Genomic DNA, 21,315 nt, shown 5'->3' with positions numbered 1-21,315 from the left:
CGCCGCAGACCCCGAGGTCATCGCGCGCTTCGATCCCCGCAGCGACGTCTTCGAACAGCCCTAGGTCTCGTTCGCCGATCACGATGTCGCTGCGCCACGCACGACGACATCGATCCACGACCACAGCCCATCCCCTTTGACGGAGGTTCCCGTGACCGACCCCGCTGATCCCTCGGCCTCTCACGATGCCGTCACGGCCCACGCCCCGGTCGGCCGGCGGATTCACCCTCGCTCTCGCTGGTGGCGGTTCTCCCGGCCTTGCTACGACAAGTTCTGGCGTTGCCCGGGATGGAATGGTGGCGGACCACGATTCGCCAAGGTCGTCCGTTGCCGCGATGGCCGCATCACCTATCCTGGCGCCGAATACGGTCAGCGTGGTGTGTGGTGGCGGTTGGGTCGTTGCAGTGAATGCTCGGTCCTGGTGTGGCCGCTGTGGATCACCAAGCTTTCCCCTTGGGTGCTCGCCCATGATGCGCGGTACCGTCTCGGCTTGCTCGACGTCAGACTCATCAAGTGCCTCGACGCTCATGCGGCATGGGTGCTCGATATCGCCGACCGTATCGACAGGCGCCGCTGAGGTTCGCTGTGGGGCAACGACTTCAATGCCTCTGACCTGACAGTGATGTCTTCGGTCCGGGCTCCCGTTCTTCTCGATCGATCCGGTAACGGTAAGCCGTTGCACCGCCGTCGTTTCCCACCACGGCGTGGGCGTCACCCCCACCACTACCGGTGGCGATTCCGAGGTTCTGTCGGCCTGCCGATGTCGTGCGCGTGCCGGCCCGCCCGCAGCTCGGTTATCTGGAAGGAGAGTCACTTCGATGCCGTGCTGGTAACGCGAGATATCCCAACCTGACGAATAGGTCGGCATACTCCACCCTCACACGAACATCCTGGGGTACGTTACACATCCCACCCGAGCGATATGCGGCATTACCGCTCACTCGCCCTCACTTAAGTCAGCGCGAGTGAGCGCGATCTAGAACGTCTTACGCTGATTTCCGGACATTTGCGGAAGAATCAACCCCCTCGACTCAGTGATGCCAAAGGATCAGGAGGCCAGGCCGCCTATTCAAAGCGCGACCGCGATGGCTGCAACGTACCGTCCGCATCAAAGAGGAACAGGGCACGTTCAGACGTCTTGGTCGCTAGGGCGTAGGCACGGGCAAGCTCGACCAACGCCGCAGACGCGCTACCCGCCTGGGACTTAGAGACCTGCTCAACCTCTCTTGCGATGGCCCAAAGCAACTCATCGCGGGCCGCGATCGCGGCAGGGGACCCGATGTCGGTTCCGTTATTGGGTACGGCTTGCTCGTCAGACATGGCAGTTCCTCCTCCTGGTCAGCTCGGTACCGACCAGAGAAGATCATCCCACGCCCGCAGGATTCCCACCGAAAACCACTGAGGCCCAACCGATCTACGCGCCCCCTGTCCGTCGAGAACTGGCAACAGATGTACGGAAATCGGCATGAGCGCGCACTGCTGGCGGACGTACTGCGCTCTACCCGTTGATCTTCAGAGCTACCGCGCTGGCCGGTCCGGTCAGCGCGGTACGCGGCATTTGCGTGCGTTCACACGTCACTAAGGACGAATGTGGTGGTCGCGAAGGAGTATTGGATGTGAGCGCGGGCGAGCTTCGCCCAGAGTTCTGCGTCTTCCCGTGGGACGGGGCCTGCGATTTGGGTGCCGCGCGCGTTGCCGGTAACGGTCAAGGCGTAGGCGCGGGCAAGTTCCACCAGTGCCGTAGACGCGTTGCCTGCCTGATCCCTGGATACGTACTTAACCTCGTTTGCGATGGCGTACAACAACTGATCGCGGGCCACGGTGGCCGCAGTGGGCTCAGCTTCAGGCAACGTTTCGCTAGCAACGTCCGGGTTCTCCGTCATAATCCACTCCTCCATCAAGTCGGCCACATACGCTCTCGCACAGGACATCTGATGCGAGCAACCGTGCAAGGATCGCACGAGCTGACCTCGCATGTCGGGCCATCGGCATAGACCGCCCAGCGCCTGGGACAACGCACGCACATCGGCAGATCAGTGCGTTCGGTCGGCCGCCGCCCGGCCGGTCCGAACAGCCTTGTAAGCGGCATAGAGCGGGCGTACAGGTACGTGCGGGAACTGTAGATGCCCAGAAGCCGGAGGCCTGGCCCGCTTATCTCAGCGCGACCGGATTTGCCGATAACGTACCGTCCACATCAAAGAGGAACTCGACACGTCTAGATGTCTTGGTCACTAGGGCGTAGGCGCGGGCCAGCTCTACCAGCGCCGCAGACGCATTGCCCGCCTGATCCTTGGATACGTACTTAACCTCGTTTGCGATGGCATACAACAACTGATCGCGGGCCACGGTTGCGGCGGAGGGTTCGACCTCCGGACCATCGGAGTTAGACACGTCCACATTATCTGTCATATTCGATTCTTTCGATCAAGGTCACTGCGAAGCGAAATCGTTTGCGCGTCACCGGGTCACGCTCTGCTCGTGCGCCTTTTGAGTTGTTGTTGCGGTGAAGGGTCCGCGCCTTTTCAAGCCGGGGTGACGATGAGCGTGGCTTGGTTACGGCTGGAGGGTGTGACAACTGTCGCGGCGGACACCAGAGCGCAGGCGCGGGCCAGCGCTACCAATGCCGCAGACGCACTACCCGCCTGGTCTTTGGCGACGATCACGGCCTCCCTGCCGATCGCGTACAACAACTCATCGCGGGCCGCCGTCACGGCGGGGGACGCGGTCCAAACCATCGATGCGACATCAGTGATCCCGTCAAGGTGTTCGCTGTAGCGGCCGCGACGAGCGAGAATTACCAGTCCAGGAGCCGTCTGGAAAGACTTGCCACCTTCAAACTCATCGTCGAGTACCTCGATTACCTGTCCCGAAGCCACCAGTAGGCGTGCGGTGGTCAACGCGTAAGCGCGGGCAAGCTCGACCAACGCCGCAGACGCATTGCCCGCCTGGGACTTGGAGACCTGCTTAGCCTCATTTGCGATGGAGTACAGCAACGAATCGCGGGCCGCGATCGCGGCGGGGGACTCGCGTTGGGGCGGCGTCTCACTGGACACATCCGCGTTCTCAGTCATGATTCACTCCTCCAGTCGGGCGGTCACATGTGTTGTCGCACAGGGCATCTGATGCGAGCAACCGTGCAAGGATCCCACACGTTGACCTCGTACGCCGGGCCATCGGCGTATACCGCCCAGCGCCTGGGACAACGCACGCACATCGGCATTTTCGTGCGTTCCGAGGCAACGATGTAAGAAGGCGTCCGAACAAGAAACGGCGTCCGCCGCGGGCCCGGGTCGCCGTTCTTCGGTCAAGCAACAGCGGCGAGCCGGTGAGAGATCGCTGGGCATTCGAATCGCCGAACCTGTGCCTGGCGCGTTGACGAGGTGGTAGTGACACAAGCAGGAGACTGGATGTGGAGGATCCGCTTCGATATCAAGGTGGATTACCAGGCCCGCACCAAGTGCATGCTGTTACCCGCGTCCGACCTGTGGGAGCCGTCCACGGCCGAGGACCGCGATCGGCTTCGGTGCGTGATCTCGACATCCGATGGTGAACGATCGTGTTTCGGGTCATTCCACCACTGTGAGAGGCCGAGACGAGACCGACGGCCGAGAATGTAGCGGTGGTGTGACTGCGGCCGATGTACTTGTCGAGCGACGAGTTCGAGAGGTGGTGAACCGGTGGGGTTCAAGGAGGACTGCACTGCGGCCGTTGCGGAGATCGCCACGACACCGTTCGACATTCGTGCCGGCTCGGTGGTTCCGAAGACGAGCGACGTCGTGTTGCGCAACGGCGCCGTCGAACTCGACGCGGCCTACCTGTACGCCGACATGGCCGATTCGACGGGCTTGGCCCGGCACTTCAGCTCGTATGACGCGGCCAGGATCATCCGGGCCTACCTCAATGCCGTCTCACGGGTGATCCGGCATCGAGGCGGAGCGATTCGCAGCTTCGACGGCGACCGGGTGATGGCGATCTTCGTCGGAGACGATGCGGCCTCGATTGCTGCCAAGACTGCCTTGAACATCACCTGGGTCGTCGACAAGGTCGTGCACGAGCAATTGTCCGATCACATCGATGACTACTTCACCTGCTACATCGAGGACCAGTGGCGGATCCGGCACCGGACCGGAATCGACATCGGTACAGCGCTGGTGGTGCGCGCCGGCGTGCGTGACAACAACGATCTCGTCTCGATCGGCGACGCTCCGAACATCGCCGCGAAGCTCAGCGACGTGAAACAGCACCGAACTACCATCACCGAACGCACCTGGGACGCACTCGATTACGCGAGTGCGTTCCGAGAGGGAGACCAGGCCGCGATGTGGAGCGCACCGCGGATCGAAAGTCTCGGCAGCAGGACCGAGGAAGTTCGCGGGTCCGACTGGTGGTGGAGTATCTGATGATGTGCCGATCTTGCCGCTCAGCGTGGCCAGAGTGCGGCGACCGCCAGCAGGAGTGCCGCTGCTGCGGTGGCGTAGAGCGCCCACTGCAATAGCCGGTGTTTCCACCAGTTGCGGCTGCTCATGGAGACGAGTTGTTTCGCGAGCAGGACGGTTTCCTCGGCTTGGGTCAACGTCTGCAGTTTGACCGCTAGTTGGTCGGGGTCCCAGTGCCGCAGGTGCCCGAAGTAGACGATGTGGTCGCGGTGCTCACGTTTGTGATGCCTGCGCGAACCCAGCGCGGGGCGTACCACCAGGCCAGCGAAGACCAGGGCCGCCAGGATCAGCACGGCTGCGGCCCCCATCGCGAGGTCGCGCCACCCGGTGAGGGTTGTCAGCACGCCGTCCTTGTTCTGCCCGGCGATGATCGCGACCAGTACCGCACCGTCGAGGGCGAGAACGATGCTAGCCTTGACATCGACTTTCGCGGTCCAGGCTTCCTGGGCTTGATGTGCTCGCCAGCCGAAGGTGATCGCATTGATGTAGTCCGGAGCAGGTGCTGGAGGGGGCGGGGTCGGGCGAGGGTCCAGTCGCCAAGGCCGGTTGGATCGAGTGGTGCTCATCGGACCGCCTGTCCTGATCGGCTCCAGCGTGCTCGTGTGAGCTGGGCGGCTGCTCGGATCGGGTCACGGCGTTGGCTGGTCAGGATGGCGGTGCGCAATGCTGCCGAGACCGAGGATCGGCGCTTGTCGCCGTCGAGGACGGCTTGGCAGAATTCCTCGCCGTGGACGGCGCACCACTGAGATTTCAGCAGGCGCCCGGCGGCGTCGGCGCTGTCACCCTCGCGCAGTCGTTCGATGGTGACGTCCTGCCAGATCAGATCACTGGGCCCGGGCCCGCAGTCGCAACTCGCGGTGAGGTATTCGTTGTTCTGAATCCGATCCCAGATCGTGCCGGTGACCACGAGGTCATGCCGATCCCCGGCGCCAGCGGCCTTGCTCGCATAGTTGACCGCACGCCCTGCCCAGACGGGCTTCTGCTTGTCCGGTGAGCGGGGGATGCCGATCCGTTTGACCAAGACGGCGCTAGCCGCGATGCCGACGCGAAACCCGGTTTCGGGTTGGTCAGGCCATTTGGCCTCGAATCGTTCGGCCATGGCAGCACTGAAGGTCTTGACGGTGATGCCGGCGCACACCGCGCGTTCGGTGCGCATGTCGCCCCAGAAGACGCCGAACGCGGCGTCGCCCTGTATGTCGAGGTAGTCGACGTCGAATTCGTCGAATATCTCGACGGCACCGCCGACCGCGGCCTCATACACGCTGGCGGTGCTCGCCGCGTGCATGTTGACGCCGAGTTGGCTGCTGTTCTTCAGGTCGGCGAAGACAGCGACGACGTCGGTGGCCTTGTGCCACTTGCGCGCCACGATCGGTAGCTTGTCGATCTCGAGGTCACTGCCGCAGTCGACGACTTCGGGCTTGCAGGACAGTTCGGTCGCGACTCGCTCGTCGAGCGTGGTGAGCAAATCGCCCAAGGCGACAGACATTCGAGACGAACCAGCTTTCAGGTGTAGACGGTTGGGCCTGGCGCGCCATTGTCTCGCAGGGCACCGACAAGTTGCTCTAGTGGGCGGACCGACGAATGCTGGGTTGTGAGGTCGCCGGTCTGCCCACGGCTCATGCAGGCATGCTGGCCCCGGGGAAATCCCCAGCGTTAGCAGGTTGTCCAGACCGTTCCTGCACAGCGATGGGTCGGTGGGCTTTCGATACTGGAATCGGCATTTCTGTGCATTTGGACGCGCGACTTAGGTACTCAGGTCCCCGCTCCTGGTTCTAGCGCCCAGGGCGCGTCGCGAATGGGTCGCCGAGACTTCGGTTGGCGGCGGATGACATCTGCGGCGTAGGTTTCAGCGCCGGGGGCGGCCAGGGTGGTCCATCGGACTGCTGCTGTGATCGAGAGGCCGAGCAGTTCCGAGAGCACTTTGGCGGGCAGGGTGGCGGCGTGTTCGATAAGGGCGGTGTTGCGAGCGGTTCGGACCGGGATGCCTAGTGCGCGAAGTCGTTTCGCCAATTCACTGGGGTGGAGGGCAGTGGCGGGCAGGCCGCCTGGGAACAGCCAAGGGTGGTTGTCGGTGTGGCCGAGTGCGGCTTTTCCTCGGCGCGTGTTTCGTAGTTCGAGTAGTAGCGCGTCTAGGGGGCCGGGGACGGCTAGGGGCGCGCGACCGAGCCGGAGTTGAACGCGCTGGCCGGTGACGAGCAGGTCGTCGGTGCGTAGTTGCACGATCCGGCTCGCTGGTTGCCCGTAGAGCAGCACGAGCAGGCCGGCGACGCGATCGGCGGTGGTGAGGCCGTCGTTGTGCAACAGCCATCGAGCCAGACGCCAACGGCGGTCCTCATCGGCGAAGATCTCAGGGTGGGGCGATTTGATCGGCGCGGCAATGCAGAGCGGGCCGGTATGTCCGCGGCGGGCACACCACAGCAGGAAGCCGCGCGCTTGTCGTGGTCTCGGGCCGCCTCGAGCGCACCAGTCGTCGATATCGGCTTGGGTGCAGCTGCGCAGGTCTCGGCCTCGCTCATCCAACCAATGCAGAAGTTGGACAATGCTTTTGACCTCGTACCGGATACTCGCGGCCGCCGACGGCGACGTCGTTTCCGACGCGGTGCGCAGGCGCCGCAGGTGGGTCCAGCGCACATAGCGACGCAGGATCGCCTGGTGCCCAGGGTCTGGGACCTCGTGGAGTTTCTGTGCGAGCCATTGCGTCAGGTAAGTCAGGTGGCGGTCGCGAGGAGTCAAAACGTTGTGCGCGATCAGGACTTGACGCAGGTAGCGGGCAGGCCCGGCCGGGGTGAGTTGGTCGATTGTCTCGTGAGTCAGCGCCCCGTGTGCGGCGACGAGCACGGCCAGCTGGGTCAGCATCGGCGCGGCGCGCGGCCGCGAGAGCCAGTTCAGCAGGGTACGTGGGCGGCTGGCGGCCAAGGCGTCACGGACCGGCTCGACATCGGTTGCCAATTTCCCGTCCGGGCCCGACAAAGCCGCGTCGAGCAGTCTGGGGGCCGCGCAGACTTCACAGAGACCACGGTGATGTAGCCAGGCGAGGTTGCCGCATGCTGTGCAGTCGCGCCAGCACTCCGGTTCGGCTTTGGCGCAGGGCCGACACACCGAGCCTTCGGCTATCCGTGCAGCGGCAATACGGGTTCGTCCACACCGGCAGCACGCCCCACGAGTACGGGAACAGTTGGCACACAACGGATTACCCGCCCCGTCGCGGGCGTTGATCGGATGGACGTTGCCGCAGCGCACGCAAGCTGCCGCGCGGGCTCGTCGGTAGCAGGCCAGGCATCGTGGTGCGTCACTGCCAGCGAAATGACAGGGCTGCTTCCGACCGCACTGCGAACACATCGCTGAGGGCAACTGGTGGCAGCTCACACAGACCGGCGCGCCACCGCCGTGGGTGGCGATCGCGGCGAGTTCCCCGCATACCGAGCACACCTCTTTGTTGCACGGCTCTTCTCGTCGGCATCGATCACAGAGCGGAGCCCCGCTGGAGGTCCGGGTCCGGATCTGGCGCACGGCTCGGCATCGGACACATTCGGCGGCGCGGGCGCGCTGGTAGCACGACGTGCAGCACGGTGAGCCTTCCAGCAAGGATGTGATCGCGTTGGTTTTGGCACAGCGGGGGCACGCAGGTGCGAGGACATTCTCGACACCGGCGGCGATCAAGGCCGCCACCAGCCGCCGCACGATCGCCGGCCCCTCGGCTCCGGCGCCGGTCAACAGCTCGGGGTGATCCTGCAGCGCCCACGCCAGTTGTCGGCGCTTGGCCCCTTGACGCACAGTCGCGGCGATAACACCAGACAGCAGCGCCCGGTCGGTGCGCGGGCTCAGCGCGATGACGATCTCACTGATCACTTGCACGTGATCGACCCCAGGATCGGGCGGACATCGTCCACAACGCGGACGTCCGTCGCGGTCGTAGAAACACGGGATCACCACTGCCCCGCACCTCGCGCACGGATGTGGTGTGAACGTTCCCTTGACGCGGTGGAGGCAGGTGCCGCAGATTCTCAGTCCGTTGTTGTCACGGGTGGTCATTTTCGTGGCGGATTTGCCGCAGGAAGCGCAGCACACCAGCACCACCTCGGTGGCGCCGCGGGCGCGCAGTTCCCGGATCAGGCGATCCAGCAACGGTGGCCCGGCGGCACGCCCGGAGGTGAGCAGCGTCGGCTGTTCGGTCAGCGCCTTGGCCAGTCGGCGCCGACCGGCGCGCGACTTTGCGACATCTTCGGCCACCGCCACGATCACCGCCGGATCGAGCTCGGGCTCCACCTGCTCGACTACCTCGACGATCACCGCCACCGGATCAGCCATGAACCGCGGTGCCGCTTTCGAATTGGTCACCGTTGCTCGCGGACGACCCGTGCCCGCTTGGGCCGGAACTCTCCGACACCGCCGTCCTCACCGGCTTGGCCGACCACTGCCCGCCGGCGCGGAGCCATCGCTACCGGCTCGATCAGCTCCTCCATCGAGCATCCCAAGATATCTACCAGCGCGACAAGGGTTTTCACGCTCAACCTCTCGGGTTTGTCAACCACCAGCCGATAGACCTGGCTGTCGGACAGCTCGATTCCGCGTTCAGCCAGTTTGGGCCGTAGCTGGGTGGTCTGGAACATTTGGTGCCGTGCCATCAGCTCACGCAGATGCCACCGGTAATCCAACTTCGCGCTCATCACGCCTCCGTCTCGAATGCTTTCGCCAGGGCCACAGCCATCATCGTGTTCATGAAATCCCCGCTCACTCCGGTGTAGATCGCCGTTGTCGACGCGAACCGGTGACCTACCTGTTCCTGCACGAACCGCGGGTCGACCCCGTCCTCGATCTGGTGGGTGACGTAGCTGTGACGCAGGCAATGCGGCACGAGCGTCTCGTCTAGCCCAAGAGCACGACGATATTCGGCGAAACGGGCTTCGATGTGGCGGGGCGTGATCCGACCGCCTCGCTCGGTCAGCCACATCGCAGCCGAACCCGGGAATCCATAACGGGGCCGGATGTTGTGCACGTAGTCCTCGATCACTTCGACGATCCAGGGCATTACTGTGTGCACGGTCCGCCGTCGCGGCGGACTGCCCCGTGAGCTCTTACCCCACCGGACCTCGAGGTTTCCGTATCTGCCGAGTTCGGGCGCTTTCGGATTCCGATACCAGTCGGGCTCATCGAGTTTCGCCGCTTCTGTCGCTCGCAGGCCGTAGGCGTAGATCACCTTGAGCAGGGTTGCGTCTCGGTAGGCGGACAGCGCGCCTTTGCGGTGGCGACGCAACACGACGTCTACCTGATCGTCGGCGTAGTCGAATAGCTGCTGTACCTCCTCCCGCGTCATCGGGCGCCGGTCCGGATTGCCTTCGTAATTGGCCAGATGCGCACGGGTGTTCCATTCGAAGCAGATCTGCACCGGGTGGGTACCGAACCGCTCCAGACACTCGGCTACCCAGTGGTACTCGGGGCGAATCAAGTAGTCGCAGAATGAATTCAGCGCATCCTGATAGCTGCGCATAGTCGACTTCGCGAGGCCGGCGCGGCTGATCTGATCGACCATCCACTCGTCCAGATGCGCTGGCGACCAGTGCCACGGGTACTCGTTGGTGTAGGCGAGGAACCGCTTCACGACCCCGAGCCGGGCCGTCACCGTAGCTTTGCGCAATCCGCGCCCGCCGACCTGCTGGGCCTGCCAGCCGCGCAACATCGCCTCCAGGACAACGTCTTCCGGACGCAGCAGTGCCACTCCGTCGACCAACTCCAGTCGCGCGGACCCCCACGGTTCACGACCGCGATCAACCATCTATCTCCCATCAAGGAATGAGAGAATCATGCATCAGATGCAAGCCGAGAGCAATCGTCCAGCTCAAAAGCGCTGCGCCAGTTTGAGTCACGCACGATGACAACCGATCTCCCACGCGCAGCCTCCGAGCGCGCCGTGCATCGGATGCAATTCTTCGCAGAACACCCACCCGAGTGTGATGGTGAGATCTATTACTGCCGTTGCGGGTTCGGACCGACCACGATCGAGCGGGTCTGCCGCGATCGGCATGTGTGTTTCGATCCACCGCGGCGCGTGGTGAGGGTGAATCTACCCGTGGTCATGATGACGCGGGACATCTATGACCGTTTCGCGGGGCTCACCGAGTCCGGTTGCCTGGTCGTCGATGACGACGGGATCAAGACGGCATTGACGCGGTGCTGCAACGCGTTCGCCACATTTCACGACGAGCAGCTGTGCTGCAAAGCCTGCTGGCGCGAAGTCCCGCTCGAGCACTGCACGCCCGCCGAGATCGCCGTCGCGCGTCACCTCGTGAACGCCTGCATCCCTCCGGAAAACCCGCTACCAGAATAGGAGTCGCCATGGATTGGAACTACTTGACCGAAAAGTACCACGCAGAGCTGGCGCTGGTTTCTCGATTCTGTGTCGAGCCGGCAGTGGTCGGCTGCACCGGCGGTGGCTGCTGGGGTATCGGCGGACGCCTGCTGGACAACGGGCTCAACGTGCTGGCCTCCAATGCCGAGATGGAAGGACACGACGGTCCCGGCTGGACACTGGGGCTCTATCACGTCGACGAACAACTGGCCTACATCGCGACGGGCTCGCTGCACGATCAGCTCACCACCGCGGCCGGGCTGACTGCGGCCCAACTTCTCGCGTTGGTCAGCCATACCTCGTCGCAGACAGCGCTGCCCGCCGACATCGTCGTGCTCTGAGCGGCGCCGGGAATCCTTCGCTGCACTGATCGGCGCGCCAGCCACACCAGCTAGGTCCGCCCCAGCTTCGGCGTCTCCCGCGCGGCGCAGCCCTGATCGCGCGACAACTACTCGCAATGACATGCGTGTATGCATGTCGACATTTAGGAGGTGGTGGGATGTCTTTGCGGATCACGCACACCGCGGAGGAGGGAACGCTGTCCGAGGGCACGTCACCGGGTTTGTGGCGGCTGGTCGATGAACTCGGTGTCGAGGACGCCGGCGCGGCGGTGCACGCCGGAGATGTCCCGGTCGCGGTGGCCGCGGACGTTCTCGCGCACGGCGATCGTGAGCTCGCTGCCCGCGACCTCGAGACCCTCACCGGTTTGCTTGATCGCCTGGTCACGCCCGAGAACCCCGAATGGCCCGCTGCACGGCTGTCCAATCTGCACAGCTGTCCGTTCACCGACGCTGACGCCGACGTCGCGCCGCTGGCGCATTGGTCCGATCACCAGGATCAGGGCGTGGCATCGTGATCGAGTCGTTCGCGTGGACCGTCGCCACCGGCGGCGATCGCCCTACGCCAGTGCTGGTTCTCGCCGTCCCCGTGACGGTCCCGGATGTGTACGCCCGCATCGGGCCAGCGGTCGAGCAGACGGTGCGTGACCGTGTGCGGGCCGGGTTGCTCAATGCCGGTGAAACCTACCCGCGCACCGACTTTGATTTTTATCAACTCGGTGCGCCGCGAGCGTGTGCGGCCGCTGATCTCGCGACCGCTGTCGCGATCGCTCGCCTCACCGATTTCAGCCTGGAATACACGTACTTCGGTGGCATCGCCTTTGTCGCCGAGGTCGGGCTCGACGGCGCTCTGCGCCCGGTGAACGGGGTCGCCGAGGCCGTCGACACCGCGGCCACCCTGGGATTCGCGATCGTGGTCGTCGCCGCGGACAACGGCGCGGAACTGGCACCAACCGACCAGATCACTGTTGTGGGCGCGCGGACCCTCGCCGGAGTCCTCGCCTGGCTGCGTGGAACCACCACACTTCCGACCGGCCCGGCGCCAGCGATGGACTGAGGGACTGAGGGACTCCTCCAGACGGGTCATCGCACCGGTGCCCGGCGCGCCAAAGGTCCCGCGCCCCGTCAAAGACCGAGTCCGACAATGAGATTCGGCCTCGTCGTTGTCAGGAGGTGTCCTGTCCTGAGCAAGTTGAGTCGCGACCCTCCCCACAGCGGCTCACAGTCTAGCTATCGGCAATTGAAGAGAGCCGAAATACTAACGGCTCCAACGATCCTCGCGTTCAGTCCGCACCCCGGCCATCCATCCGATGTCAGAGCGCCGGTCGAGTCACTGAACCTCGGCTACTGCCCGCGCGGATCCGGAAGTTCATCGACTACCGGCGCGGTGCTGCGCTGATTCCTCCCTTCTCATTCGTCTGCCAACGCCAGGACCGCGCATTCGCGCCGGTCCTGGCGTTGTTTCATTCCTGGAAGGTGACACTGCCATGCCCGTCTACAGTCCGCCCGAACCGTCCTGTGTGTTGTGTCAGTCCACCGATCTGGGCCGAGGCGTCCGGATCGAGGGCCGATCGGTTTGTGAGCGTTGTGCGTTGCGGACGCCACGCTGCGACGGCTGCTACGAACCTGCCTTGTCGCTGCGTAGCACCGCCGAGGGGCACTTGCGCTGTGCACGTTGCACGAGCAGCTGGTCGGCGTGTGTGTCGTGCCGCATGCTGACCAGCCCGAACTTCCGGACCGATCTCAACGAGGTGGTGTGCGCCAGTTGCGCGGGGGTGTTCTTCGACCTGTGCGGGCATTGCGGTCGCTTCAGTGCCAGCACTCGCTATCTGTCCGGCGGTATGCGTGTGTGCGGCCGCTGCGCGGCCAACTACCCGAGCTGTGGCGATTGCGGTGGTCTGGTTCGCAGTTACGACGACTGCGACCACTGCGAGCGGCCGCACCACGTCTGGAACTACAGCTACAAACCCGACCCACACTTTCACGGCACCGGGCCGCTGTTTCTGGGCATGGAACTCGAAGTCATCGTCGCCCACAATTACGACGAATCGGTGCGGACCGCCTGCGACGAACTGGCCTCGCTGGGCTACCTCAAACACGATTCCTCGATCCGACCTCGCGGGTTCGAGATCGTCACCCACCCCATGTCCTATCGCTACGCGATCGAGCAATTCCCGTGGCGGTTGCTCGGCGAGCTCGACGAGCTCGGTTGTGTGACCGACTCCAGCGTCGGGTTGCACGTGCACGCCAGCCGCGACGGCTTCGATTCCCCCGCGCACATCTACCGGTGGATGAAGCTGCTCTACCGCAACGAGTCCGCGGTCTCGACGATCGCGCGCCGGCGTTCGCATTTCGCGCCGTTCGACCGCCAGGCCCGTGCCCGGGTCAAGGAGACCGCCAAGAGCCACCAGTACGCGTTGGGGCTCGACCGGTATCAGGCGATCAACCCTTATCCCCGAAAGACCTTGGAGCTGCGTGTGTTCGCCAGCTCGCTACAGGTCCAGCAGGTTCAGGCGGCGCTGGCGTTCACCGCCGCCTCCATCGACTACACCCGCGGCCTGGATGTGGCCGCGGTGCGGGCCGGGGCGTGGGAATGGTCGCACTTCGCCGCATGGGTGCGCACTCGGGCCGACTACGCGCCGCTGTGGGCGCAGATGGAGGAACTCGCATGTGCCTGCTGACCTACTTTCCGCCCGGGATCAGTCCTGATCTGTCGGCGTTGTCGCTCGGCGCGAGCGCCAACCCGCACGGGCACGGCTTCGCTGTTATCGCCGAGGGACAGATCGTGGTCGGGCATGGCATGAACGCGCAGGAGGTCCTCGACGAATTCGGTGCCGTGCGGGCCCGGTATCCGAAGCGGGAGGCGTTGTTTCATTCCCGCTACGCCACCCACGGCGACCGGATACCGGCCAACTGTCATCCGTTCCGGCTCGGCTCCGACGCGCGGACCGTGCTCGCGCACAACGGTGTGCTGCCCAAACGGGTCCATCCCGGTCCGTTCGATCCGCGTTCGGATACCCGTATCGCCGCCGAGGACTACCTGCCCCGTGCGCCGTTCGGGTCGATCGACACCGTGCGCGGTGCGCGGGGGCTCGCGTCGTGGCTGGGTTCGAGCAAACTGCTCATCCTCACCGTCGACCCCGCCTACCACTACAGCGCCTACCTGTTCGGTAGCGACGCCGGGCGCTGGGATGGCGGGATCTGGTACTCCAACACCAGCTACCTGCCACGCCCGAGGCCACCGCGGCGATATCTGTGCGACTACTGCGGACTGCTCAACCTCGACAGCTCGGACCGGCACTGCGGGCAGTGCGGGTGGTGCTTCGAGTGCGAATACGCCTTTCCCGATTGCGCCTGCCTCGAATCCCGCACCCGAACGCACCCCGCACCGTCGGGCCGTCGGGCTCTGGCCGCAGCCGCGCCACCGCGGCCCATCCTGCTCCCGGTCGATCCCTCTCGCTGAACTCCTGTCCAGAAGGCCCCACCCGCGATCCCCGGGTGGGGCTTTGTCGATTCTTCGAAAGGCGTTGTGCTATGCCAGATTCCACGCTCACGCTGCTCGATCCCCTGTGCTGGCGGTGCGAACAGCCGGTCTCGACCTCCGAGATATGCACCACGGTCGAGGGCGAGCGGCTGTGCCCCGGATGCGCCGCCTGCACCGTCCTGACCTGCGACCACTGCTCTGGACCCGCCACCACCTTGCACCGCAGCGGCCACGATGAGCTGCTGTGCGTCCACTGCGTCGCAGGGATGACCCGTTGCCGCGACTGCGGCACCTACTACCCCGAGATCACCGCCACTTTCCGCGGAGATCCGGTCTGTGAGAGCTGCGTCGATCTCTATGACCGTTGCCACGACTGCGGCCGGCTCGACGACGACAGCGTCTACGTCCAAGGCGGTCACCACGTGTGCCAGCGCTGCCGTGACGAGTGCTATCGAGAGTGCCCCGCCTGCGACACCGTCATCCACTACGACGACGACTACTGCACCGACTGCACCAGCCCCCACGACCAGATCCACCGCTGCTCCTACAGGCCCACCCCGCGCTTCCACGGCACCGGGCCGCTGTTTGTGGGTATGGAACTCGAGATCAATACCCCCAGCCGCGTCCTGGCCCAGGCCGCCGACACCGCGCTCGATCACCTCGGCGACCTCGGCTACCTGAAAGAGGACGGCTCGATCGACTGCGGTTTCGAACTGGTCACCCATCCGATGTCGCTGGATTACGCGCTCACCCGCTTCCCGTGGCCGTTGTTGAACCGGCTGCGGTTACTGGGCTGCCACACCGACTCCGAGGTCGGCATCCACGTCCATCTCTCGCGTGCCGGGTTCGACTCCCCCGCCCACATCTACCGGTGGCTGAAGTTCGTCTACCGCAACGAAAACCCCGTCACCCGGCTCGCGCGCCGTCGCTCGACCTGGGCGGTGTTCTCCGAGGACGCGCGCGCGATGGCCTTCGACGCCGCCCACGGTGAACGCTGCTGCCCCCGCTATCAAGCGATCAACGTCCGCCCCACCGACACCTTCGAGATGCGGATCTTCGCCAGTTCCCTCAAACCCCAGCAGGTTCAGGCCGCGCTGGGCTTCGCGGCGGGCTCGGTCGAATACACCCGCACGCTCACCGCCGCCGATATCACGCGCCGCCGCGGCTGGGAATGGAGCGCGTTCACCACCTGGCTGCGGACCCGCCCGCAGTACTCGCCCCTGCTCGCCGAACTGGAGGACCTCGCATGTGCATCCTGACCTTCCTCGAGCCCGGCACCAGCCCCGACCTCGACCGGCTGCGCGCCGGCGCGAAAGCCAACCCACACGGGCACGGCTACGCCGTGATCACCGGGGAGACGATCACCGTCGGACACGGCCTCGACGCCGAAACCGTGCTCACCGAATTCGCCACCGTGCGAACCCGATACCCCGACGGGCACGCACTGTTCCACTCCCGCCTGGCCACCCACGGACCGCGCACCGTCGACAACTGCCACCCATTCCTTGTCGGCGGCGACGCACGAACTGTGCTCGCGCACAACGGAGTCCTGCCGCCAGAGGTACACCCCGTCGCCGATGACCCTCGCTCGGACACCCGCATCGCCGCCGAGGAGCTCATGCCGCTGCTCCCGGCCGGGACGCTGGACACCGCGACCGGTCGCTGGAAATTCGAGTATTGGCTGGGCACCGACAAAATGGTGTTGCTCACCGTCGATCCCGCCTACACACACCAGGGGTATGTGTTCAACGAGCGCTACGGGCACTGGGACCAGGGCAGCTGGTATTCCAACCACTCCTACCGCGAGGCGCTGTGGGCCGGCGCGGCCGAGGACCGGTCGACCTCCTACTACGGGTGGTGTGAGGAGTGCGGCGAGTTCAACACCGACCCCGACAACCCACTCTGCAGCATGTGCGGGTTCTGCGTCGATTGCAGCACCCCGTTCCCCCGCTGCAGCTGCCCCACACTCGACGGCCAAGAACGCTACGCCGAACTCCTCGGCCTCGAAACAGCCTGACCCCCAACCCATCCCCGTCGCGGCGATCCATGCTGGTTCGCCCCGGCCCGCCCTCTGGGAGACGACGATGACCGGTCCCTGGCCACCCGCAACAGCGGACACCGAATCCGAAACCGAGTTCCTCACGCGCGTGCTCACCGGCATCAACACCCGCCCGCCCGATCGCACCCCTATTGACGTGCTGTCCGAACAACTCACCGACCGGCTGTGCGCGCTCGACAACCAGCCCGCACACGATGCGGGCAGCGAGCCCGCGGACGGCTGGCTCGAACTGCTCACCGTCGAGTTGCACCGGCTACGCCGCGACCAGGCCACCGTCACCTTCCGCACCCGCGGCGGGTTCACTCACCACGACCTGCACGTCGTTGCCGTACGCCGCCACTGCGTCCTCGTGCGTGACAGCGGGCACAACGACGGCCCAGGATTTCTGCTCCCGCTGGCCTACATCGAATCAGTCCACACCCAGCCGGCCCCGCCCACCGTGCCGACTCCGGCACTCGAGAAGGCTCCGCTGTCGTGCCCGTCGCGGCCCGCCACCACCCAGGACGGCTCCGATGGACGCTGAGCTGTACCCCTACACCGCGCGGACCCGCATCCACCCCGACCACGCGCCCTACCTCCCGGCGTCCGAGCCGGGCGCCGAGCACGTCGTGATCGCCGGATACCACGCCGCCTTCGCCACCGCACCGCGCCCGGACACCGACGTGGCGATGTTCCCCGGGTTCGATCTGGCCACAGCTCGCGCTCAGGGGACTCCGGTCATGGCGCTGATCCGGGTCGAAAACGCCACCCAGGTCCTCACGCCAGGCCCGGGAAGTACCCGCCGGATCCGTTGGGAAGACGGCGTATTCGACGCGGCGGTCACCGGGATGCACTGGTATCTGGCACCGACCGTCCTCGATCGGCAGCGGCGGTGCGTGATCGCCGCGGAGTGGTGGGCCGCCGGTGGTCGCCAGGCAGTGCTGCCACGCTCGGTCTCCGACCTGGTGCCCGGGGTGCCGACCGTCGTCGACATCCACGATCACGACCCGCGCACCGGAAACCGTTGGGCCCCCGCATGATCGGCGACAGCACGCAACTGCTGGCCTGGATCGAATCGAACCTGCCCGCCCTCGACGAGGACCGCTTCGGGCCGTGGCAACCCCACCCAGCCCGGCCCGGCGCGATCTCGGCACGCGTCGATGTGCGCATCCGTAGTCGCGGCGTCCGCGACCGGCACGCCGTCGTCCTGTTGTCGGCTGCACCACTGAGCGGCACCCCGTCCGCACCGAAGCTGCCGGAACCCCTTTCCCTGCACTCTGATTCGAGGTGACCCTGACCGAGCACGATCCCGACCCCGGTGCCGGGCGTACGCCGATCCCTGACCGTCTCCTTGGCGCGCCGCGCTCGGGTGGCATGGTCGTCCCCTACATCACGCTCACCCATCGAGACCGGACCCGTCCAGTGTGGGGCACGATGCACGCGCCCACCGCGCAGCGGGTCTGGCGGCACAAGCTCTGCCAGATCTGCGGGCAACCACTCACCGATTGGGTCGCGATCTACCTGCGCCCCGTCGATTACCGGCAAGGCATGGCCCTCGAACCCGGCATGCACCCCGACTGCGCCCACTACTCCGCGGCGGCATGCCCGGTACTCACCGGCCGCCTCGACCGCTACCACCCCGACCCCGACCGTCAGCTCACCGCCTGCGGTGATCCTGACTGCGGGTGCCGGCGGTGGGCCCGGGTCACCGACGAACCCTCGCACCGCACCGGCGCACCCGCCGAAGCCTGGTACGAAGCATGGCTACCGATCTCGGACTACACCGTCGTCACCGACCACGGCCACCCCACCACCCCACTGCGGACCGGGGTCGACCTGCGCAACGTGCGATTACGCAAACTCCGCCGAATCCGTGACGCCGCCCCCGGCGCCGACACATCCCGGGATCTGCTCGCCGACATCATCGTCGTCCGCCAGCTCTTCGGCGAACCAGACGATCCCCAATGACCCCTGCTGCGCAACCGATCTCCACGCCCTCGGATATCGAAATGCTGAACCTGCAAGCTGGCCACCAGCAGCGGCCCGCCGGTCTCCGGCGGGCTCGGACCCGAATTCTATCGCGCCTGCTGCGATCTCGCCGCTCTGATACCCGGGTCCGAGGATGCATGGCCACCCGTTCAGGTGGCTGGCTCGACAACTGGACTCGCGGCGCCAGACCGTACCGCTACCGCTTTACCCACGAAGGAGGCTTGATGACGAATCTGCTCGAACTGGCGCACCAGATCGCCGCGGCGCTGGGCCCGGGCTGGAGCGCCGAGCGTGGCTACATGATCCACGCCCACGCCATACTGCACGGCCCCGGCGATCAGGCGCTGTCCATCCGCCACGGTGACGCCTCCCACCGCCGCACCGACCACGGACGCCTCAAGATCAGCCCCGACTACGGCGAACTGAACCGCCATCTCAACTCCGGTGAAGGCTGGACCACGATCACCGTCGCCGCCGACCGCAGCGCCACCACGATCGCGGCCGAGATCACCCGCCGCCTCCTGCCCGACTACACCACAACCCTCGGGCTGTGCCGCACCCGTGCTCGCGCGGCAGCCGAACTCGAATCCGCGCGTCAAACCACACGCCACGCCCTGCACCAAACACTGCAACCCGCCCGCCTGGTCTACGACGATCTGATCGACTTCGGCGACACCGGCGAGGGTATCCGCGGCAACATCCGCGTCATGCCCGGCAGCACAGTGACATTCGACCTCACCCTCGCCCACCCGGCCGCGCTCGAACTCGCCCAGGCCATCGCTGCCCTGCGCGCCGGCGGCCGCACCGCAGCGTGACCCGCCCGATCCCCGCGCCCGAGCTCGACCTGCGCTACACCGCGATCCGCCACGCCGAGCGCGGTTTTCACGTCTTCCCTCTGCACCCCGGGACCAAAGTCCCGGCCGTCAAACGATGGGAGGACAACGCCACACCCGACACCGATCAGATCAGCCAGTGGTGGCGTCGACGGCCCGCCGATAACATCGCCGTCGCGTGCGGCCCCTCCGGGCTGCATGTGCTCGACCTCGACACCAGCAACCACCAGTCTGCGCCACTGCCGCGGCGTCATGCTCGCGACGGCCGTGATGTCCTGGCCGACCTCGCTTCTCGCACCGGCCAGCCGATACCTGTCCCGACCTTCGCCGTGGCGACACCGTCGGGCGGGCTGCACCTGTACTACCAGGCACCGTCAACACCAGTGCTGCGCAACACCGTCGGGCGGCTGGGATGGCGCATCGACAGCCGCGGCACCGGCGGCTACGTCGTCGCCGCAGGCTCAGTGCTTCCCACCGGTAGCTACCTCATCCTCGACGATCGCACGCCAATCCCCCTGCCGGACTGGTTGATCCAACGCGTAGCTACCGCACCGGCCGCTCTCTCGCGCACCAACACCACCGTGCGTCATCCCGAGGGCTATGTCGCGGCCGCGATTTCGCACCAGTGCGCCCGAATCCGGCACGCCCGCACCGGCACCCGCCACCGCGCGGTCCTGCTGGCCGCCAACAGCCTGGGCAGACTCGTCGGCGCCGAATTGCTCGACTACACCGACGCCTGCACAGCCTTGCTAGCAGCCGCGCAGGTTCACGTCGGGGTCGACGAGTTCACCGACGCCGAGGCAACACGAACGATCACCGACGGCCTGACCTACGCCGCGCGCCTATCGGGTAGGCCACTAGGGACGTCTACACCCGATAGGGCTACGAGCATACCGATAGTCGCCGCCACTTTGACCAGCGCGGCTCCGAGCAAGGCGCAACGACAACATCCGTAACCATCCCCGTCGGCACAGTCGTCGAGCCTGCATGACCGAAACACCGTTGACAACCATCGACCGCTGCGCGTGGTTGAATAACGTTACCCTTCCAAGCTTTTCACTGAACCACATAATCGTCCCCGAATGGAAACGTCCCCGGCGAAAGCGGCATGACGTCCTGCTCACCCAGCGCAAAGGGGAGGACGCACCGTGTGGAATCAGAGCAGAATCGCCGCAGAACGAGCGGCAGCAACGGCATGGAGAAGCCAGCTCGCCCCGGAGGACTGGCGCAACAACACCGGCGACGGCGACAACGACTCGCGACGAGGACGCGATGTTCACACCTGAGCCAGGGCAAAGAAGGGCGGGGCAGTTCCCACTCCTCGAGCTCGGCTACTGCTGCCCAGTCCGGGCTCCGCTCAGTGAATGGCCGCTACGACGTAGGATTCCCGGTCCTTCGGTGGACGACAGACTGGGGTCCCCAGTTGCGGTTACCTGGTGACAACGGCGGAACGGTATGAGACCCTGAACCCGCGTCAGCAATGAACTGGCAATCCGATTGCGGAGGGGGCATTAATGAGGCGTCCATCTATGTCGAGCCGTTGGCAACAACGGATAGGTCGTCGAATTCCGTTGCGTGCCGGTATAGCTGGTGTCGCGGTGTTGCTGCTGGTAGCAGGAGCGCAATCCGGGACCGCGGACCCCACCACCAGCCCGCCGCCATCCTCATCATCGGCAACGACACCGAGCACCACACCGGCAACACCACCACCGTCACCGGGAAAGACTCCGGATCCGACTACCCGCGCTCCGCAATCGGCTTCTCCCACAACCCCTTCACCCACGCCCACGACCTCGGCACCCACACACGCGACCACGCCCGCGCCGCCGAGCACCACCCCGGCGAGTCCAG

26 protein-coding genes are annotated in these 21,315 nt (G+C 65.6%); 17 read left to right on the top strand and 9 right to left on the bottom strand.

Annotation, left to right across the window (positions count from 1 at the left end; translation table 11 throughout):
* The first annotated feature begins 151 nt into the window (after positions 1 to 151).
* On the top strand, positions 152 to 577 hold the full coding sequence (locus NBRGI_RS47190; RefSeq protein WP_148310687.1) for a hypothetical protein: 426 nt from the start codon (positions 152 to 154) through the stop codon (positions 575 to 577).
* 488 nt (positions 578 to 1,065) lie between these two features.
* Here the strand turns inward: NBRGI_RS47190 and NBRGI_RS04105 are convergent, their stop codons facing one another.
* From NBRGI_RS04105 to NBRGI_RS04090, 4 genes are all read right to left on the bottom strand, one after another.
* Positions 1,066 to 1,320 (bottom strand): hypothetical protein, encoded by a 255-nt coding sequence (locus tag NBRGI_RS04105; protein ID WP_029892913.1) that lies wholly within the window; start codon positions 1,318 to 1,320, stop codon positions 1,066 to 1,068.
* Positions 1,321 to 1,568: 248 nt separating this feature from the next.
* Complete coding sequence (locus NBRGI_RS04100; protein WP_148310686.1) at positions 1,569 to 1,883, bottom strand: hypothetical protein; 315 nt, start codon at positions 1,881 to 1,883, stop codon at positions 1,569 to 1,571.
* 268 nt (positions 1,884 to 2,151) lie between these two features.
* A complete protein-coding gene (locus NBRGI_RS04095; protein ID WP_158439771.1) occupies positions 2,152 to 2,391 on the bottom strand; it encodes a hypothetical protein in 240 nt (79 codons plus the stop codon).
* Positions 2,392 to 2,522: 131 nt separating this feature from the next.
* Positions 2,523 to 3,071: a hypothetical protein gene (locus NBRGI_RS04090; RefSeq protein ID WP_029892910.1), complete on the bottom strand. Its 549-nt coding sequence runs from the start codon at positions 3,069 to 3,071 to the stop codon at positions 2,523 to 2,525.
* 606 nt (positions 3,072 to 3,677) lie between these two features.
* Between NBRGI_RS04090 and NBRGI_RS04085 the strand changes: the two genes are divergently transcribed.
* A complete protein-coding gene (locus NBRGI_RS04085) occupies positions 3,678 to 4,400 on the top strand; it encodes an adenylate/guanylate cyclase domain-containing protein (protein ID WP_029892909.1) in 723 nt (240 codons plus the stop codon).
* A gap of 20 nt (positions 4,401 to 4,420) precedes the next feature.
* Here the strand turns inward: NBRGI_RS04085 and NBRGI_RS46125 are convergent, their stop codons facing one another.
* From NBRGI_RS46125 to NBRGI_RS04060, 5 genes are all read right to left on the bottom strand, one after another.
* On the bottom strand, positions 4,421 to 5,002 hold the full coding sequence (locus NBRGI_RS46125; protein WP_051727490.1) for a Pycsar system effector family protein: 582 nt from the start codon (positions 5,000 to 5,002) through the stop codon (positions 4,421 to 4,423).
* On the bottom strand, positions 4,999 to 5,922 hold the full coding sequence (locus tag NBRGI_RS04075; RefSeq protein WP_148310684.1) for an adenylate/guanylate cyclase domain-containing protein: 924 nt from the start codon (positions 5,920 to 5,922) through the stop codon (positions 4,999 to 5,001). The genes NBRGI_RS46125 and NBRGI_RS04075 overlap by 4 nt, the downstream gene beginning before the upstream one ends.
* Before the next feature lie 266 nt (positions 5,923 to 6,188).
* Entirely contained in the window at positions 6,189 to 8,561 is a 2,373-nt protein-coding gene (locus NBRGI_RS04070) for a hypothetical protein (RefSeq protein WP_148310683.1), read from the bottom strand.
* Positions 8,562 to 8,770: 209 nt separating this feature from the next.
* The gene (locus NBRGI_RS04065) at positions 8,771 to 9,103 is read right to left on the bottom strand and encodes a helix-turn-helix domain-containing protein (RefSeq protein ID WP_029892905.1); all 333 of its coding nucleotides are present in this window, start codon (positions 9,101 to 9,103) and stop codon (positions 8,771 to 8,773) included.
* Positions 9,103 to 10,209 carry a tyrosine-type recombinase/integrase gene (locus tag NBRGI_RS04060; protein WP_029892904.1) on the bottom strand — a complete coding sequence of 369 codons (1,107 nt, stop codon included), beginning with the start codon at positions 10,207 to 10,209 and terminating at the stop codon, positions 9,103 to 9,105. The genes NBRGI_RS04065 and NBRGI_RS04060 overlap by 1 nt, the downstream gene beginning before the upstream one ends.
* A 294-nt stretch (positions 10,210 to 10,503) precedes the next feature.
* On the opposite strand from NBRGI_RS04060, the gene NBRGI_RS47185 reads away from it, so the two are divergent.
* The 15 genes from NBRGI_RS47185 to NBRGI_RS48925 form a co-directional block, all read left to right on the top strand.
* Entirely contained in the window at positions 10,504 to 10,761 is a 258-nt protein-coding gene (locus tag NBRGI_RS47185; RefSeq protein ID WP_148310682.1) for a hypothetical protein, read from the top strand.
* Between the two features lie 8 nt (positions 10,762 to 10,769).
* Complete coding sequence (locus NBRGI_RS04050; RefSeq protein WP_029892902.1) at positions 10,770 to 11,123, top strand: hypothetical protein; 354 nt, start codon at positions 10,770 to 10,772, stop codon at positions 11,121 to 11,123.
* A 158-nt stretch (positions 11,124 to 11,281) separates the two neighbouring features.
* The gene (locus tag NBRGI_RS04045) at positions 11,282 to 11,638 is read left to right on the top strand and encodes a hypothetical protein (RefSeq protein ID WP_029892901.1); all 357 of its coding nucleotides are present in this window, start codon (positions 11,282 to 11,284) and stop codon (positions 11,636 to 11,638) included.
* Positions 11,635 to 12,177 (top strand): magnesium chelatase domain-containing protein, encoded by a 543-nt coding sequence (locus NBRGI_RS04040; RefSeq protein WP_029892900.1) that lies wholly within the window; start codon positions 11,635 to 11,637, stop codon positions 12,175 to 12,177. Before NBRGI_RS04045 ends, NBRGI_RS04040 begins: the two co-directional genes overlap by 4 nt.
* 655 nt (positions 12,178 to 12,832) lie before the next feature.
* A complete protein-coding gene (locus tag NBRGI_RS04030; protein WP_235210847.1) occupies positions 12,833 to 13,801 on the top strand; it encodes an amidoligase family protein in 969 nt (322 codons plus the stop codon).
* Positions 13,789 to 14,583: a hypothetical protein gene (locus tag NBRGI_RS04025; protein WP_051727489.1), complete on the top strand. Its 795-nt coding sequence runs from the start codon at positions 13,789 to 13,791 to the stop codon at positions 14,581 to 14,583. Before NBRGI_RS04030 ends, NBRGI_RS04025 begins: the two co-directional genes overlap by 13 nt.
* 71 nt (positions 14,584 to 14,654) lie before the next feature.
* Positions 14,655 to 15,863, top strand: coding sequence for a hypothetical protein (locus NBRGI_RS48930; RefSeq protein WP_235210846.1), 1,209 nt, complete (start codon positions 14,655 to 14,657; stop codon positions 15,861 to 15,863).
* The gene (locus NBRGI_RS04015; protein ID WP_029892896.1) at positions 15,851 to 16,621 is read left to right on the top strand and encodes a hypothetical protein; all 771 of its coding nucleotides are present in this window, start codon (positions 15,851 to 15,853) and stop codon (positions 16,619 to 16,621) included. The genes NBRGI_RS48930 and NBRGI_RS04015 overlap by 13 nt, the downstream gene beginning before the upstream one ends.
* Before the next feature lie 67 nt (positions 16,622 to 16,688).
* Positions 16,689 to 17,186: a hypothetical protein gene (locus NBRGI_RS04010; RefSeq protein WP_029892895.1), complete on the top strand. Its 498-nt coding sequence runs from the start codon at positions 16,689 to 16,691 to the stop codon at positions 17,184 to 17,186.
* The gene (locus tag NBRGI_RS04005) at positions 17,176 to 17,682 is read left to right on the top strand and encodes a hypothetical protein (protein ID WP_029892894.1); all 507 of its coding nucleotides are present in this window, start codon (positions 17,176 to 17,178) and stop codon (positions 17,680 to 17,682) included. The genes NBRGI_RS04010 and NBRGI_RS04005 overlap by 11 nt, the downstream gene beginning before the upstream one ends.
* On the top strand, positions 17,679 to 17,933 hold the full coding sequence (locus NBRGI_RS04000) for a hypothetical protein (protein WP_029892893.1): 255 nt from the start codon (positions 17,679 to 17,681) through the stop codon (positions 17,931 to 17,933). The genes NBRGI_RS04005 and NBRGI_RS04000 overlap by 4 nt, the downstream gene beginning before the upstream one ends.
* The gene (locus NBRGI_RS44940; protein WP_148310681.1) at positions 17,930 to 18,610 is read left to right on the top strand and encodes a hypothetical protein; all 681 of its coding nucleotides are present in this window, start codon (positions 17,930 to 17,932) and stop codon (positions 18,608 to 18,610) included. Before NBRGI_RS04000 ends, NBRGI_RS44940 begins: the two co-directional genes overlap by 4 nt.
* A 245-nt stretch (positions 18,611 to 18,855) precedes the next feature.
* A complete protein-coding gene (locus NBRGI_RS47980) occupies positions 18,856 to 19,446 on the top strand; it encodes a hypothetical protein (RefSeq protein WP_029892891.1) in 591 nt (196 codons plus the stop codon).
* Positions 19,443 to 20,420, top strand: coding sequence for a bifunctional DNA primase/polymerase (locus NBRGI_RS43375; protein ID WP_051727487.1), 978 nt, complete (start codon positions 19,443 to 19,445; stop codon positions 20,418 to 20,420). The genes NBRGI_RS47980 and NBRGI_RS43375 overlap by 4 nt, the downstream gene beginning before the upstream one ends.
* A gap of 524 nt (positions 20,421 to 20,944) precedes the next feature.
* Positions 20,945 to 21,315 (top strand): hypothetical protein (locus tag NBRGI_RS48925; RefSeq protein ID WP_036557381.1); only part of this gene is annotated, 371 nt, incomplete at its 3' end.

Origin of the sequence: Nocardia brasiliensis IFM 10847 (assembly GCF_000710915.1) — a bacterium.
GTDB lineage: Bacteria > Actinomycetota > Actinomycetes > Mycobacteriales > Mycobacteriaceae > Nocardia > Nocardia brasiliensis_A.
This window is presented reverse-complemented; position numbering and strand designations above follow the sequence as displayed.